The 15857-nt window shown below is 34.3% G+C and carries 14 protein-coding genes; 2 read left to right on the top strand and 12 right to left on the bottom strand.

Features of this window, described 5'->3' with window-relative positions; translation table 11 throughout:
* The first annotated feature begins 1433 nt into the window (after positions 1 to 1433).
* Complete coding sequence (locus tag J6D32_RS06640; protein WP_287467436.1) at positions 1434 to 1604, top strand: hypothetical protein; 171 nt, start codon at positions 1434 to 1436, stop codon at positions 1602 to 1604.
* Between the two features lie 559 nt (positions 1605 to 2163).
* Here the strand turns inward: J6D32_RS06640 and rpsR are convergent.
* The 8 genes from rpsR to ychF all read right to left on the bottom strand — a co-directional run bounded on the left by rpsR (position 2164) and on the right by ychF (position 8373).
* Complete coding sequence (rpsR, locus tag J6D32_RS06635) at positions 2164 to 2397, bottom strand: 30S ribosomal protein S18 (protein ID WP_006784586.1); 234 nt, start codon at positions 2395 to 2397, stop codon at positions 2164 to 2166.
* Positions 2398 to 2451: 54 nt separating this feature from the next.
* Positions 2452 to 3012 carry a single-stranded DNA-binding protein gene (locus J6D32_RS06630; RefSeq protein WP_006784585.1) on the bottom strand — a complete coding sequence of 187 codons (561 nt, stop codon included), beginning with the start codon at positions 3010 to 3012 and terminating at the stop codon, positions 2452 to 2454.
* A 31-nt stretch (positions 3013 to 3043) separates the two neighbouring features.
* Complete coding sequence (gene rpsF / locus J6D32_RS06625; RefSeq protein WP_006784584.1) at positions 3044 to 3331, bottom strand: 30S ribosomal protein S6; 288 nt, start codon at positions 3329 to 3331, stop codon at positions 3044 to 3046.
* Between the two features lie 273 nt (positions 3332 to 3604).
* Entirely contained in the window at positions 3605 to 4411 is an 807-nt protein-coding gene (phnE, locus tag J6D32_RS06620; protein ID WP_055163895.1) for a phosphonate ABC transporter, permease protein PhnE, read from the bottom strand.
* A gap of 1 nt (position 4412) precedes the next feature.
* The gene (phnE, locus tag J6D32_RS06615) at positions 4413 to 5234 is read right to left on the bottom strand and encodes a phosphonate ABC transporter, permease protein PhnE (RefSeq protein ID WP_287467435.1); all 822 of its coding nucleotides are present in this window, start codon (positions 5232 to 5234) and stop codon (positions 4413 to 4415) included.
* A 2-nt stretch (positions 5235 to 5236) separates the two neighbouring features.
* Complete coding sequence (phnC, locus tag J6D32_RS06610; RefSeq protein ID WP_006784581.1) at positions 5237 to 6001, bottom strand: phosphonate ABC transporter ATP-binding protein; 765 nt, start codon at positions 5999 to 6001, stop codon at positions 5237 to 5239.
* 69 nt (positions 6002 to 6070) lie between these two features.
* Positions 6071 to 7081, bottom strand: a complete 1011-nt coding sequence (locus J6D32_RS06605) for a phosphate/phosphite/phosphonate ABC transporter substrate-binding protein (protein ID WP_009607374.1) — start codon at positions 7079 to 7081, stop codon at positions 6071 to 6073.
* A gap of 191 nt (positions 7082 to 7272) precedes the next feature.
* The gene (ychF, locus tag J6D32_RS06600) at positions 7273 to 8373 is read right to left on the bottom strand and encodes a redox-regulated ATPase YchF (protein ID WP_006784579.1); all 1101 of its coding nucleotides are present in this window, start codon (positions 8371 to 8373) and stop codon (positions 7273 to 7275) included.
* Positions 8374 to 8584: 211 nt separating this feature from the next.
* Here ychF and J6D32_RS06595 point away from each other — a divergent pair, with 211 nt between their 5' ends.
* Entirely contained in the window at positions 8585 to 8977 is a 393-nt protein-coding gene (locus J6D32_RS06595) for an NUDIX hydrolase (protein WP_006784578.1), read from the top strand.
* Positions 8978 to 9097: 120 nt separating this feature from the next.
* Here the strand turns inward: J6D32_RS06595 and J6D32_RS06590 are convergent, their stop codons facing one another.
* From J6D32_RS06590 to J6D32_RS06575, 4 genes are all read right to left on the bottom strand, one after another.
* The gene (locus J6D32_RS06590) at positions 9098 to 11356 is read right to left on the bottom strand and encodes a glycosyltransferase (RefSeq protein ID WP_287467434.1); all 2259 of its coding nucleotides are present in this window, start codon (positions 11354 to 11356) and stop codon (positions 9098 to 9100) included.
* A gap of 2 nt (positions 11357 to 11358) precedes the next feature.
* Positions 11359 to 12507: an alginate O-acetyltransferase AlgX-related protein gene (locus J6D32_RS06585; RefSeq protein WP_287467433.1), complete on the bottom strand. Its 1149-nt coding sequence runs from the start codon at positions 12505 to 12507 to the stop codon at positions 11359 to 11361.
* Between the two features lie 12 nt (positions 12508 to 12519).
* Positions 12520 to 13911, bottom strand: a complete 1392-nt coding sequence (locus J6D32_RS06580; RefSeq protein ID WP_287467432.1) for an MBOAT family O-acyltransferase — start codon at positions 13909 to 13911, stop codon at positions 12520 to 12522.
* 133 nt (positions 13912 to 14044) lie between these two features.
* Positions 14045 to 15721 carry a putative glycosyltransferase family protein gene (locus J6D32_RS06575; RefSeq protein WP_006784572.1) on the bottom strand — a complete coding sequence of 559 codons (1677 nt, stop codon included), beginning with the start codon at positions 15719 to 15721 and terminating at the stop codon, positions 14045 to 14047.
* Positions 15722 to 15857: the final 136 nt, after the last annotated feature.

The raw sequence follows: 15857 nt of genomic DNA, 5'->3' as shown, positions 1-15857 counted from the left end.
CACACCATCCACTACATTTTTTTAAGCACCATTTAATTTTCAATCATCACACCACCATTAATTAATCGCATCCCCCCTATACATCCACTAAGCTCCTAGTATCACATCCACTACATCTAATACCTTTCATTCTAATACCCTTTCAAATTCCATCCTTCATACAAATCCCACTACACACCATCCACTACATTTTTTTAAGCACCATTTAATTTTCAATCATCACACCACCATTAATTAATCGCATCCCCCCTATACATCCACTAAGCTCCTAGCATTACCTCCACTACATCTAATACCTTTCATTCTAACATCTTTTAAAATTCCATCCTTCATACAAATCCCACTACACACCATCCACTACATTTTTTTAAGCACCATTTAATTTTCAATCATCACACCACTATTGATTACTCACATCCCACCTATACATCCACTAAGCTCCTAGTATTACCTCCACTACATCTAATACCTTTCATTCTAACATCTTTTAAAATTCCATCCACTATACCATCCCATTCACTAACATCCTTTTAACATCATTATAAATTTGTCCCAACTCATTTATCACTACTTCCTAAACTAACTTTGATAGATCCTCCAATACACATCCCCAAACATTAAAATAACTATTCTAAAAAAATCCCATCATTGCAGTAAAACACCTACCAAAAAATAGCTTCCATCTCCTAACATCATCCATCCATTCATCCAACAAAAAAATTGCTTACTAGTCCTAATCCATCTACCAATCATCAAAACAACATAGTCCTATTAATAAAAACATTACACAAAAAGAATTCCATCATATTCATCATAACGTCAAAACAAGCATCGACCCATTCGAAACAACTATTTTAAACTCAACTTTACCACTCACAATAACTCCGTAGCATTAAATCTAACATCATCTAACTAACACATTGCAACATTCAAAAAAAACTCTTTATATCTACACATCATTCTAAAACTACCACCATCTAATAAATACATTCTAAACATAATCATACTCCAAACGTACCACTAACCCTACTACTCCAACTACACCCTTTCACTCCAATCGCTCAGTTATAAATGTATAAAAAAACACTCTCTCCTTTCATCCTAACGGTCATCCTATTCCACACATATTGATTCAAGCTTTTAGATTAATTTTTTAAAAATAAACCTTCTTCTTACTATTTACCTACACATCCTAACCTAACTTAAATAATAAGAAGATCCCTTTATCAAAACATTATTCCACGTAATATTCCTACACCTATCATCCCTATATTTCACTTAATAACTAACATTTTTCTAATAATAGATAAGGCTCCCTTTATAGGGAGTCTTTATTATTTATTTTTATAAAAATAATAACGCTAAGCAACATTATGATGTATAATAAAAAGGTAATAACGTTTAAAATTTAAATATTCTAGGAGGGTTTTTGTATGTCAGAGAAAAAATATAATCCATTAAGTTTATTAAGCGATGCTCACTTATGTGAAGATATGAGTTGCTGTACAGACACTTACTTATTAGATCGTTCAACGATGAAATATGAACCAATCCAAGAAGTAGCAAATAAAGAAACAGAAAAAGAAAAAGAAGAAGAAAAATAAAACAAAAAGAACATCATCTAAAACATAGATGATGTTCTTTTCTTTATTCACAATAACAAATCCACACCTTTAACCTATCTACCCTAACTAAGACGCTACTCACTTAATACAGATGCACTCTTTTAATATCACCTTTGGTTATGCCTCGACTATTAATTGTTATGTCCCGCTAACTTTCACTCTGTGAAACAAGCTGGGCTAACAATAACTCCGCTAACCCGAATTTCATTTAATACAGACATCTTCTTTCAATATGGGTTCGGCTTACGCCTCACCTATCATCCGCGGAATCGCCTCTCTTCGCTCGGCATATAGATGAACTAACGCGATAAAATCGCGAGTTCATCTAACAAAAAAAGACTGCCTCCTATTAAGAGACAGTCTTTAAACTTAAGAATATTAAGTTTTTGGGCCCTGATGCAAATATCTCATTTGAGATGCCACTAGAAGAAACAGGTTGTTTCTTTTACATCACCTAGTGGACAATAAAGGTTTGTTTGTGTGTGTATATGTTCTGAAAAAAAATGGCGCTTAAATTGCGCCACTTTTTAAACCATTACTATTCAGCAGAGAATGGTAATAATGCCATGTGACGAGCACGTTTAATAGCAACTGTTAATTCACGTTGATATTTAGCGCTTGTTCCTGTTACACGACGAGGTAAGATTTTTCCACGATCAGATACGAAACGTTTTAATAAATCTACATCTTTATAGTCGATTTTCGTAATTTTGTTTGTAGTGAAATAACAAACTTTACGACGACGACGTCCTCCACGACGGAATTGAGCCATGTTAGTTCCTCCTATTCATAAACAAAAGTATTTATTTTATTCTTTATTTAAAAATTAAAATGGTAGATCATCATCTGAAATGTTAATAGTAGAACTGAAATCAGGTCCATTATTGAACGAAGGTGATGAATTGCCAAAGTTTTGATCTGGACTTGGAGCTCCTCCAAATGGGTTTCCACCAAAAGCATTGGAAGATTGTTGTGATGGGAATGATGGCGCACCACCATATCCTCCACCGAATCCACCAAAGTCTTGTGATGGCTGAGAACCAAAGCTTCCACGATCAGCAGATGCAGAGCGTGGTTCTAAGAACTGCACGCTATCGCAAACAACGTCTGTTGTATAGCGAGTTGATCCATCCTGAGCTTGATAGCTACCAGTTTCAATACGTCCTTCCACTCCGATAAGAGATCCTTTACGTAAAAACTTCGCCATATTCTCAGCTTGGTTACGCCATGCAACACAGTTGATAAAATCTGCTTGGCGTTCTCCATTTTGACTAGTGAAAGTACGATTAACCGCGATGCTAAATCTCAAGTTAGCAATACCATTAGTGGTATACTTTAACTCAGGATCACGAGTTAATCGCCCTACTAAGACTACGCGATTAATCATTTATCTCACCCTCACTTAGTACTGATTAATATTATTCTTCTTCTTTAATAGCGATGTAACGGATAACATCTTCGCTGATTCCAGCTAAACGATCGAATTCGTTTTTAGCTTCGATTGAAGAGTTAACAGTTAATACTACATAGTAACCTTTAGTGAAATCTTCGATAGCATATGCTAAATCACGCATACCCCATTCTTTCATTTCAACGATTTCAGCTCCCATGTTAGTGAACATAGTGTTGAATCCTTCAATAACAGCTTTGCGTCCTTCTTCTTCTAAGTTAGGACGAACGATGTACATAATTTCGTATTTTCTCATTATAGTGCACCTCCTCTTGGTCTAGACGGCTCTTACCGAGCAAGGAGTAATCTTCAATTACTCACAGTCATATATTATAGCACAGTGTGTCGTACTATGGCAAGTCAAAAAAAAACTAGACTCACCATTTCACAAATAAAAATAAGCACGTTTAAAACGTGCCTATTTGTTAAAATCATCACCTAATTCTAGTTGCAATTATACAATGTACTAGATGATGATTCAAATTTATTATGGTTATATAACTTAAACCTTATTCAATCATTATAAAATTTAACCACGTGCTAATTTCGTACGTAACTTAGTAGAAATAGTTTCAACAATTAAAACTAAAATAATAATCCCAAGTAAAATAGCTCCTGCTTTTGACCAGTTAAAATCGTTCATCGCAAAAATTAATGGTGCACCAATTCCACCTGCCCCAACTAATCCTAAAGTAGAAGCATCCTTAATATTGATTTCAAAACGATAGATAACCGTTGAAGCGAAATCAGTAAATAACTGAGGTAAAATGCCATAACGAATTTTCTCAAAAGTATTGCATCCTGCGGCATCTAATGATTCTAATATTCGCTTATCTAAATCTTCAATCGCCTCAATATATAACTTTGAAATCATACCAATCGAAACAACAGATACGGTTAAAACACCAGCGAAAGCTCCTGGTCCTGTTACACGAAGAAACATTAACCCATAAACAAAGGCTGGGAATGTACGAATTGCAGCAATAAAAGTAAGAGCAATAAAATTAACCCATTTTGGTGCAATATTACGAGCTGCTAAGAACGCTAATGGTAAAGCTAAAATGGCTCCAATAATTGTTCCGACAAAAGCGATGGCGATAGTTTCTAGTAATAAGGCCGGTACTCCTAATTTAAAATCAAATAAGAAATCAACATCAGGCTGAAATAATGAGCTCACAATATTAGACATGATTGTAAATCCATTTTCTTTAATCCCTGTAAAAGTTATCGTCCCCATCGCCCATGCAATGATAACGAAAATAAAAGCGATGGTTAGGGATTTATGAATCCATCGATTTGGTTCTTTTCTTAATTGTTGATCAATAGTTAATTGCATATTACCCCAACCTTTCTCGGATATAACGACTAATATTTTCAATCACGATAATAGTCACAAATAACAATAATAATATCATTCCAACTTGATCATATTGACGCCATCCTAATTTTTCTTTTAATAATAATCCAATCCCACCTGCCCCAACATATCCTAAAATAGTGGCAGCACGAACATTAATTTCTAACGTATATAAGCACATTGAGAAATAGTTAGGTAAGATTTGAGGTGTAATAGCAGATTGAAAAGCTTCTAATTTTGTAGCTCCAACAGCTTCCATTGCCTCAAATGGTCCCATATCGATTGTCTCAATTTTTTCATATAACATTTTAACGACAATACCAAATGTAAAAATAGAAATTGCAACGGTTCCAGCAAATGTTCCTAACACAAACACATAAGTTGCAAATAAAGCAATAATTAAGGTCGGAATCGTACGAACAATACTTAGGATAAATCGCATAATCCATAATGAGCATTTTGATTTATTAATATTTGAAGAAGATAAAATAGCAACTGGGAATGCTAATAAACTACCAATAATTGAACCTAAAATAGACATCTTAATCGTTTCCACTAATGGGGGAATAATTTGATCAATAATTGACCAATCTGGGGATAGCATATCTTTTAAGATAATAAAGAATTGATTTCCACGTCTCATTAAGGCATTAAAATCAAATCCTGTAATCGTAGCAGCCCCCCATAATGCAAGTGCTAATCCAATTAAAATAAAGGGTGCGACTGAACGAGGTGGCTGAATCTCTTTCCCGTTATCTAACGTAATTTTTTTGGGTTGAAATAAATCTCTCATTCGCTTCATTCTTAAGCCTCCATTAATTCATCAGCTGCTAATTCGCGACCATAGATTTGTTTTAAGATTTCACTATCTACCATATTTGACGGACCATCATAGACAATTTCTCCTGCTTTGATTCCAATGACACGAGTTGCATATTTTAAAGCTAAATCAACATGGTGAATGTTAATTAAGACTGAAATCTTCATTTCTTCATTAATACGTTTAAAATCATCCATAACTTGAGTTGCAGTAATTGGATCTAATGCCGCTACAGGCTCATCTGCTAAAATAATTTCTGGTTTTTGGGCAAGTGTACGAGCTAACGCAACACGTTGTTGTTGCCCTCCTGATAATTGATCTGCACGAACATAGGCCTTATCTAAAATTCCTACTTTATCTAATGCCTCTAACGCAATCACTTTATCCTCTTTTGAAAAGACACCAATCATTGATTTATAAAATGGCATATCAGGAACACGTGATGTTAAAACATTATTGATAACTGTTGTACGAGTTACTAAGTTAAATGATTGGAAAACCATTCCGATATGACGACGGAATTTACGTAATGATTTTCCTTTTAAATCATTAACATTTTCACCATTTACAATTAATTCTCCGTCTGTAATATCATGCATACGATTAATCGTACGTAATAACGTTGACTTTCCCGCTCCAGATAATCCAATAATTGCAACAAATTCACCCTGTTCAATCTCTAAATTAATATTTTTTAACGCATGAAATCCATTTGGATAAACTTTATTTACATTATTAAACTTAATCATCGACTTCTTTCTCCTTATCTTCTACATGAAAGAAATGAGCCCAATTAGGACTCATTTCTAATAGATTGATTATTTATTTGATTGAACTAATTCGTTTGCTTTACGAGCACCATCATAATCTTCAGACGTTCCAATTTGGTATCCTTTATGGCTATAGATTGAAATAATTTCTTTACCTACTTCAGTATTTCCAATGTTGATAAATGCCTGTTGGATGGCTGCTTTTAATTCAGGTGTCATCACTGGATCTTTAGTTACTGAAATCGTATCATTATAAATTCCTTCTGTTACCCCAATAACATTTGTTTCTTCCCAGATTGACGATTCACGACCAAAGTCATTTACCCATTGATTTTCAAAATCAAGACGAGCATCTGCATAAGTAACCATAATATCGATTTGACCATTAGCTAATTGTGATAGAGCTGTTCCATATCCGTCTAAAGCTACTTTATTTGGTAAATCTAATATTGAGATGCCATAGTTATCTTGTAACCATAAAGATGGGTAAATATATCCTGCTGATGAAGAAGTACTTCCTTGCACTCCCCAAACTGCTGATTCTAAATCTTCTTTTGTTAATGTTTCACCATTATTAATCTTAGCCGCTAATTCTTGACCTTTTGCAGATGGTCCAGCAATAATTAACGCACGATAATAAGTAACTTGGTCTTCTGTATTTGCAGTTGGTGCTGTATTCCAATCTACCGGATTTTCAGAATCATGATTTAATCCAAAACGTGTTGCTGTTAAGGCAACATCTACATCATTATCATATAGTACGTAAGTTCCACCAGGAATAAATCCAACTTGAGCTGTACCTGAAGCTAATGCTTCTCCAACAGCCTCGAAACTTGTTCCAACTGTAATTTTAATATCTTCAAATTCAAATCCTTGAGCTGCTAACTCTTCTTTTAATAATCCCTCTAAAGGTTCTGTTGCTTTCTCAATTTCCTCTGCATTACGTGATGGAACGAAATATACCACTAACTCGTTTAAGTCTGCCGAACTTGATCCACACCCAGCTAATGTTAAAAATGCAATCATCATAACCGAGAAAAAATTCAATAATTTCTTCATTTTGGTAGTACTCCTTTCACTTTTTAAATACCTATCTAAAATATCTAAAAAATAATATCATTTTTTCGACTTTTTTCTACAATTATTGTTAATACGATTTAAAATCATACAAAATTCCCACAGACTTCAACTGAGTATAAAAAAAAGAATTAAGTAAAGTTTACTTAATTCTTCTAAAATAATTGATTTAACTAAACATTGAAACGGAATAACATAACATCCCCATCTTGTACGATGTACGATTTTCCTTCTAAACGGTAACGTCCTGCTTCACGTGCCGCTAACTCAGAACCATATTTTACTAAATCATCAAATGAAACAGTTTCGGCACGAATGAATCCGCGTTCGAAATCACTGTGGATAATTCCAGCACATTGTGGAGCTGTCATTCCTTTAATGAATGTCCAAGCACGAACTTCTTGCACTCCAGCTGTAAAGTAAGTCGCTAATCCTAATAAATCATAAGCTTCGCGAATTAATTGATCTAATCCACTTTCTTTGATTCCTAACTCTTCTAAAAATGCTGCTTTTTCTTCTTCCTCTAATTGAGAAATTTCTTCTTCGATACGAGCACAAACTTTAATTACTTTTGCCCCTTCACGGTCAGCATATTCAACTAAAGCTTTAACATATTCGTTATCTTCACCAGCCATTAAATCATCTTCACCAACATTAGCAACATATAAAATTGGTTTTAAAGTTAATAATTGTAAATGTTTGATAGCTGCTTTATCGTCATCTGATAAATCCATTGCACGTGCAGGTAATTCTTGATCGAATCCTTCTTTTACTTTTTCAAGTACTGCAACTTCAGCTTTTGCATCTTTATCTCCAGATTTAGCTTGTTTTGCTAAACGAGTTAAACGACGATCAACTTGCTCCATATCAGCTAAGATTAACTCTAAGTTAATAACTTCAACGTCACGAACTGGATCTACTGAACCTTCTACGTGAATGATATTTCCATCTTCAAAACAACGAACCACTTGAGTGATTGCATCTACTTCACGGATATTGGCTAAGAATTTATTTCCTAATCCTTCTCCATTACTTGCCCCACGTACTAATCCCGCGATATCTGTAAATTCGAAAGTTGTTGGAACTGTCTTCTTAGGACTAACTAATTCCGTTAATTTATTTAAACGTTCATCCGGAACCTCAACAACCCCAACATTTGGGTCAATTGTTGCGAACGGATAGTTTGCTGCTTCAATTCCAGCTTGAGTAATTGCATTGAATAAAGTTGATTTCCCGACGTTTGGTAAACCAACAATTCCAGCCGTTAATGCCAATGTCTTCACGTCCTTTTTATCTAACTGTATAATATCTTTTTTATTTTACACTATTTTAGTCCTTTTAGCAAAATCAACTCGAGATAATCACAAAGATATCGACTAAAAATGCGCATCCTAACTTCCATTAAGTTGGAATTTTTTTATTTCATTCCTCATATAATGAGAAAATAAATCGTTATTTGACATCACCTTGAAAGGATGTGGATTCATGACTCAAATTAATTTTTCAGTAAAAGGATTAATCATTAAAGACCATCATTTTTTAGCTTTACACAAAAGCAATGCCAAAAATAACTTCTTAGACTTACCTGGTGGAAAAACACATATGAAAGAAAGTGCTGAGCAAGCATTACTTCGAGAAATCGAGGAAGAGACTAACCTTATTGTCTCACCCAAAAAAGTATTAAGCACCTGGCAGTTCGTTAATGATGATTACCTCATTATGGGCGTTTTATATCTATGCGATTTAGTTGGGGGTGATCTAGTTCTTTCAAGTGAACATAACTACTACGAATGGTTACCACTTAATCTAGACTCAGCTACACGACTAAATCCTTCATTATCTGACGCAATTTGTCAGTTAGATTTTAAAGCACTTTGAGGTCTATTTTTCATCTTTTCGCATATGCTATAAATGTATTGGTTTTTCCTTTACACTCTTTCAAAAATTTTAACACTTATCCATTAAAAGATAGCCCAGGCAAAATGACCTGGGCTTTTACTATACCTTTGTTAACCACATTTTCACTTCTTCATTCCATATTGATAAAGGAATCTCTTGATAATTTAAGATTTCAAACAGTGAAAATTCTAATTCTTGTTCTTCAATCTGACGCTCAATGATTTGTTTAAACTGACATCTTAACATAATCTGTGGATGAGTTAACAATGGGATTTCAACTTCAGTAAACCCGTGCTTTCCTTTAACTAAGAAATAATGATAATTAAAATTTTCAATACTCAAGTGATCATTTTGTGTGCTCACCACCTCTAAATTCAAATCGACTCGAGGCAATGTTCTTGAAAACTGACGATTTTTTTGACGTCGAAATCTAATATTTCGTTCAATATCATTATAGATACTTTTATCCACAATTTCGCTCGGTAAATGCGGGACACGATCATATAAAATCTTAATTAATTCCTGATAATTTTCTTCAGATATTTCATTTACTTCAAAAACATACCGATAGGTGTCATCTGAATCCACACGAATTAATTTCCCTTTAAATGAAGCCTGATAGTCTTCTCGAGTTAAACTAATCGGATAAATCTGATCACTTGGAATCAAGTATGGAAAATCTGATTGTACAGCAATTCCTTTTTCTGAAATATCATAGGTTTTTAACGATTTTAATTCATGGTCCACTTCAATAGTTACATCCGTCTCAATTTTAAATCGATCGCTCATCCGATAGACAGGGCGACCTAAAACAAAGAATAATGCCATTAATAATCCATAACTATTTGTCGCTAACCAAAATAAAGCAATGACGTATTCACTTCCATCGCCTAAAAACAAATGATAAAATGAACGGATCATTCCAATGAATGTCAATGCTAGTAAAATAAAATGAGGAATAGCCAGCTTTAAAATATCAGAATTTTTATGAACGACTTGTTTATCCTTACGTGTAACTTCAAATTTTTTCATACTTAAACCGATTGACTCTAATAAAACAGCTGGAATTAAAGAGGGCATCATAATAATTTCATAAACATTCGTCCACTTAATACTTCGAACATTTCCCGAAAAGCGACGAAGTGTCATTCTAATCATGACATACATTGGCAACCAAAAAACAATGACTTGAATTAAGTTTGCTTTGACAACGACCACATTAAAGACTGTAAACATAATCGGTGCCGACAAATAAATGATTCGCTTTAAACAGTTATACCAATAAAAAATCGCATTTGTATAGTTGATGCGTTGTTTCCATGTTAGTCCTTTTAAAAGTAATGGACAGTAACGACGAAATGTTTGAATACATCCACGGGCCCAACGATTACGTTGTTTCAAAATCCCCTCTAAATCATGTGGTGATAATCCAGATGCTTGAATGGAATCTACCGCATATGAAAGATATCCTTTACTTTGAATCAACATCCCCGTGGCAATATCTTCGGTGATAATTCCTGTGACGAATCCCCCTATTTCATTTAAGGCCTCTCTTGATAAAATGGTGTTACTTCCACCATAAATAACAGAGTTACTTTCATTTTTTCCAAGTTGAATATCTCGATAAAAATAATCCTGTTCATTCGGAATCCGATCTTCAGAGAATAAATAATATTGGAAAATGTCTGGGTTATAAAACACCTGCGGAAGCTGAATAAATCCAAGCTTTTGGCTTAAATTCTTTTCTTCAATCCCTCTTTCACGTTCTAACTGACGTTTTTGCTCATTTTCAATGAAAAATGGAATACTCTCAAGTAAAAAATGCTTCATCGGTATCATATCTGCATCTAGTGTCACCACATAAGGGGATGTTGTAAGGCTTAATGCATGATTTAAATTCCCTGCCTTTGCGTGTTCATTATCCACTCTACTTATATAATGTACACCTAAATGCTTGGCTAACTGTTTAACATTCGGACGATGTCCATCATCTAGTATATAAATATGAACCTTTGATAAATCCGGATACGCCATATTCTTACATCCTATAATGGTTTTATATAACAGTTCCTCGGGTTCATTATATGTAGCAATATAAACATCAACATGTGGATAAAGCTCTTTATCTACCACTTCCGGTTTTACGGGCACAATCAGTTTAGTTACATTTAAGAAATGAATAAAACATTCACTCATCCCTAGTAACTCAGCAATTAACAAAATAAGTCCGCAACTAATAGAAAACCATCCGTATCCAATCGGAATCGTAAAAAAAATTCGCCAAATAAAGTACACTGTTGAAAATAAAACATAAAATAACAGCCACTTTCGATGGCTTCTTATTTTTTTTGTTTCCATCGTTACTCTCCTTTCGAAAAGTTAAAAAATTCAGGAACTAAATTTGAAGGACTGACTGAAACTAAAACAATATCTGGCTGATACATCGGAACTAATTCATACAGTGAGCCACCTTCATAATAACGTAAGTCAATGAGTTTCATTTCACCAACCGTTGTGGATAAAAAAGCAGCCAATGGTAACATAAAGGAATCTTTAATCATTAAAATTTTAGGACCATTCTCATATAAATTATTTTTAATCCTTACTTCTCCATAATTTCCACCTAAATAAACCATATAATGGTCGGCCTCTATCCCTAGATCCTCAGATAACCAATGGGTTTGAAGAACGGTTTCATCAAATGTACCTGTTACCATATTCCCATCCCAAGTATAAGTTAAATTCGTTTCAAACATTGGCTTAATGACTATAAAATCATCCATTCCTGCATAACCATAACCGGTTCGTTTTCCTAAAGAACCCAGAAATGATTGAGGATAACTAATCTGTTCATACTGATTTAAGTCCGTATAACCTTCATCTAACACCAAACCATATCGCTCATTCAAAAATGAGACAACCTGTGTAAATCCCCAAAAGGCAGTCCTTGGTGTCCAGTGGTGATCAGTATCAAAAAATAAATCAGACGGTTCGATCCCACTTTGTAAAATACCCTCTCGTAAATCGAGATAATCAATCTTATCTTCAGACAACTTTCTTAAAAATTCATCTGCCCCCTCATTTGCATAGTTATAAGGTAATCCTTTACTAAAGGTCGTATAACCCTTAATAACTTTATCGGGTGGCATAATAAATGCTACATCCACAGCATACAAATCCAGATAATTTTTAAAATTTTTCATTTCTTGATTAATCTCACTCATATCATTAGGTCCTTTTGAAAAATAGGAAAAATGTAATTTTCCCTGTTCATCTCGGATCACATCAAAATTATCTACCTCATTTTTTCCCATCCATTTTTGAATCACTCCATAAAAATCTACAAACTGAATCTTCCCAATAAAATTCTCATTAAAGTAAGTTTCAAGTTGTGTAGGATTATCGAGTTCAACCTCCTTCGGTGTCTGAATCAGATGAAAGATATTGAGTGCACTCATCCCTAAAATTGAAACCATCAATATACTAGTCGTCACTGACTTTACCTTCATCTTATTCACCTCCTAAAAATTAAAATAAATAAATGGATTATACGTTCCCTTAACTAAATAAGTAACACTAATCATGAACAATAACCACATTGCAATGGGAGAGATCCACTTCATTCCCTTAATAGGTTTTAGTGGAACCGCAAAAATTAATCCCGCCATAAAAAAAAGCCCATACTCTTTTAGATACATTAAATCCTGTGAACTCAAGAAGTGAGATTTTAATGGATTAAGCATGGAACCAAAGTATGAAAAAGCGTCGGTCATACTATTCGATCGAAATAAAACCCACCCAAACAATACGACCAATAGGGTATAAACTCTTGGCCAAACTCGACCTTTTTTTCGCATCCACTTCATGAAAGGAAATAGCTTCTCAATTAAAATAAAAATAAAAAACCAAAGTCCCCATACAATAAAGGTCTCCTTTGCTCCATGCCAAATACCAGTTAATAACCAAACCACAAATAAATTACGAATCAATATATCCGGGTTACTAACACGGGAACCTCCGAGTGGGAAATAGACATAATCTCTAAACCATTGACCGAGGGAGATATGCCAACGACGCCAAAATTCAGAAACAGATTGTGCGATATATGGAAAGTTAAAGTTCTCATCAAAATGAAAGCCAAGCATCAACCCGAGTCCAATTGCCATATCCGAATAACCACTAAAGTCATAGTAAATCTGAAGTCCATAAGCTATAGCGCCTACCCATGCAAACACAAATGACAATCCATCATTAACCTGTAAAAACGCACGATCGGCCACAATTGCAATCGTATTAGATAACAATACTTTTTTTGCTAATCCAATCACAAATCGGTTCATTCCCGTACTGAAATCATTCCAATTTTCTCGACGATTTTCGATTTCCCAAGCAATGGTATTATAACGAACAATAGGTCCTGCTATGAGCTGTGGAAAGAATGAAATATACAACCCAACATTTAAAATATTATGCTGGGCCTTAGCATTTTTCCGATAAATATCCACAACATAAGAAATACTTTGAAACGTAAAAAATGAAATTCCAATCGGTAATAAAAAATCAGGAATCGGTAACTGATAATTTCCTTGCGTATTAATGAACATCATCGTTGGTCCTAAGTACTTAAAGACAAATAAAATACCGATGTTATATAAAAGCATCCAAAACATGAGCCACTTACCTGCTTTAGATCCGTGCTCTACCTTCTCCGACCACAAGCCTAAAAAATAATTAACGACGATGGAAGTGATCATCAACCAAACAAAAATAGGCTCTCCAAAAGCATAGAATAAAAGACTAACAATTAATAAAAAGACATTACTAACTCGGCGAAATGGTTTTAATAAAAAATACCCGATCCAAACGAAGGGCAAAAATGCAAATAAAAAGATTGTAGATGAGAATAACATCATTCAAAACCTCGCTTTACCTAACTACCCTTTACAAGTAGTATGTGATAAAAAGACTTTATTAAAGATGGGCAGTCCATCTATTTGGGTAAAACATTCACCAAAATATTTCATCCATTAAAAAGACATTCTTTCATTAAAAAGAATGTCTTTTTCTAGATTTTGAAAATAAAATAATGCCTATAAAACCAATTAGGCTACAAATACTCACAACCAAAGTGACCTTTTGTAGGATCGTTCCTTCGTATGAAACCACAATCATCCCTTCGCCTACAATATCTCGAACAATGACACGAACGACTCCATTGTCTCCACTCCCAACCTCTAAAGATTCGTCATTCAATTTCGCCCCATATCCTTTGTAATAAAGTAATGGGACCTTAATCTCTAAATCAGGCTGTGTTTGTCCACTAAATTTAATCGTAATCGTCGTCCCCACTTGATTCGCAACATAATCAATATCCTGATTAACAAAGTACTGATTCTCACGTTCGATCATCAAATCATTATCTGTCTCAAGAGGAATATACTCCCCATTTCCAACCGTATAATGGCGATCTGTAATCGAATTTGATGAGGTATCGGTTCTCGCTAAAGGATCCACTAGAATTGGATCATAATAATTAATCGTTTCATACTCAGCTTGAACCCCAAGCCACACACTCCACGCTACAATAATGATACCTAGAATCTTTCCAATTTGACTTGATAACGAGTAAAACAAGGCAAAAGCCAACGTTAAAAAAGACGTCGCAATCATTAATAATCGCCATGGAAACTGAAGACGAGCAAAAATCGGGATATATTTCAAAACAAAATGCCACGGAAACAAATGACTTGTCATGATTAATACCATAAAACTAATGATAACTCCTATCCAGGCTACATTTTTTTGCCTTTGAGTGGCTTCTTGACGTTGTGCTAACATGCCGAGTAAGACAATCCCAATAATAGAAATCCCTACTCCACCTGGAAACCAATCATCAGGAGATCCACTAATCGAATACGTTAAAAACACATCCTTTAATGAAAATAACCAATTCAAATCATAATTTGAGTTGTCAGATACCCTAAATTTTTGATTCATTAACAGCTCAAACATTGGAAACAAACAATAACTAACCAATAAGATGGACATCATAGTCGCTTTAATCAAGCTCCATAATCGCTTTCGATGTCTAAATAATTTAATAATCGAGAATAAACAAATCGCCACCATAACTTCACACCACATCGAACCACTCAGTAAATGCGATAAAAAAACACCACTAAATCCAATAGTTAGCTCATACCATTTTCTCTCATCATCAAAAAAGATATAGTAAATTCCAAGAAGGATAAACGGAATAAACATAAACGCTAAAACTTCACCGAGTGCAGCTCGTGTCCACACATCCACAATGCGATATAAAGACACGGTATAAAGCAGCATTCCAAGTCGTGATGCCCACTCGTGATGCGTGATTTTAATTAAAGCACGATATATAAATATGGCAGTCAGTGCAGTATAAACTAAAATCATGATTTTATAAGCTAAAATAACATCAACACCGACTAAACACAATAAAGCAGCGGGATATAAAAACAAATCGGGATACATGATTCCATTTGCGTAACCATAACCATAAAAGTAATCTGGATAAATTCGCACCGGAAATTCACCAAATTGTAATCCTTTTGAGATAGCTTCGATTCGTGATAAATGAAAAATTAAATCATGCCCGCCGGGAATCGTTTCGTTAAGTAATCCAAAACAACTTAAACAAATGGCGAGCAATAAAAAAATCCACAAACCTATATTGAATTTCTTCATGAAAAAACAAGCCTCCTAAAAAAACATTCCTCCTTATATTTCCACTTTTTGAACATTATATACGGAAAAAGGAAAGTCTTTCGACTTCCCTTCTCTAATAATAAAATAAAGAGATCTCCCTTAGGAGCCCCCTTTG

It is taken from the genome of Turicibacter sp. (assembly GCF_017941855.1).
Classification (GTDB): Bacteria; Bacillota_I; Bacilli_A; order MOL361; family Turicibacteraceae; genus Turicibacter; species Turicibacter sanguinis.
The sequence above is the reverse complement of the archived record's forward strand: the minus strand, read 5'-3'. Positions and strand labels throughout refer to the sequence as shown.

Coding starts and splice junctions, on each gene's coding strand:
- J6D32_RS06640 (WP_287467436.1), top strand. CDS start 1,434: ATGTCAGAGAAAAAATATAATCCATTAAGTTTATTAAGCGATGCTCAC.
- rpsR (WP_006784586.1), bottom strand. CDS start 2,397: ATGGCTCAATTCCGTCGTGGAGGACGTCGTCGTCGTAAAGTTTGTTAT.
- J6D32_RS06630 (WP_006784585.1), bottom strand. CDS start 3,012: ATGATTAATCGCGTAGTCTTAGTAGGGCGATTAACTCGTGATCCTGAG.
- rpsF (WP_006784584.1), bottom strand. CDS start 3,331: ATGAGAAAATACGAAATTATGTACATCGTTCGTCCTAACTTAGAAGAA.
- phnE (WP_055163895.1), bottom strand. CDS start 4,411: ATGCAATTAACTATTGATCAACAATTAAGAAAAGAACCAAATCGATGG.
- phnE (WP_287467435.1), bottom strand. CDS start 5,234: ATGAAGCGAATGAGAGATTTATTTCAACCCAAAAAAATTACGTTAGAT.
- phnC (WP_006784581.1), bottom strand. CDS start 6,001: ATGATTAAGTTTAATAATGTAAATAAAGTTTATCCAAATGGATTTCAT.
- J6D32_RS06605 (WP_009607374.1), bottom strand. CDS start 7,081: ATGAAGAAATTATTGAATTTTTTCTCGGTTATGATGATTGCATTTTTA.
- J6D32_RS06595 (WP_006784578.1), top strand. CDS start 8,585: ATGACTCAAATTAATTTTTCAGTAAAAGGATTAATCATTAAAGACCAT.
- J6D32_RS06590 (WP_287467434.1), bottom strand. CDS start 11,356: ATGGAAACAAAAAAAATAAGAAGCCATCGAAAGTGGCTGTTATTTTAT.
- J6D32_RS06585 (WP_287467433.1), bottom strand. CDS start 12,507: ATGAAGGTAAAGTCAGTGACGACTAGTATATTGATGGTTTCAATTTTA.
- J6D32_RS06580 (WP_287467432.1), bottom strand. CDS start 13,911: ATGATGTTATTCTCATCTACAATCTTTTTATTTGCATTTTTGCCCTTC.
- J6D32_RS06575 (WP_006784572.1), bottom strand. CDS start 15,721: ATGAAGAAATTCAATATAGGTTTGTGGATTTTTTTATTGCTCGCCATT.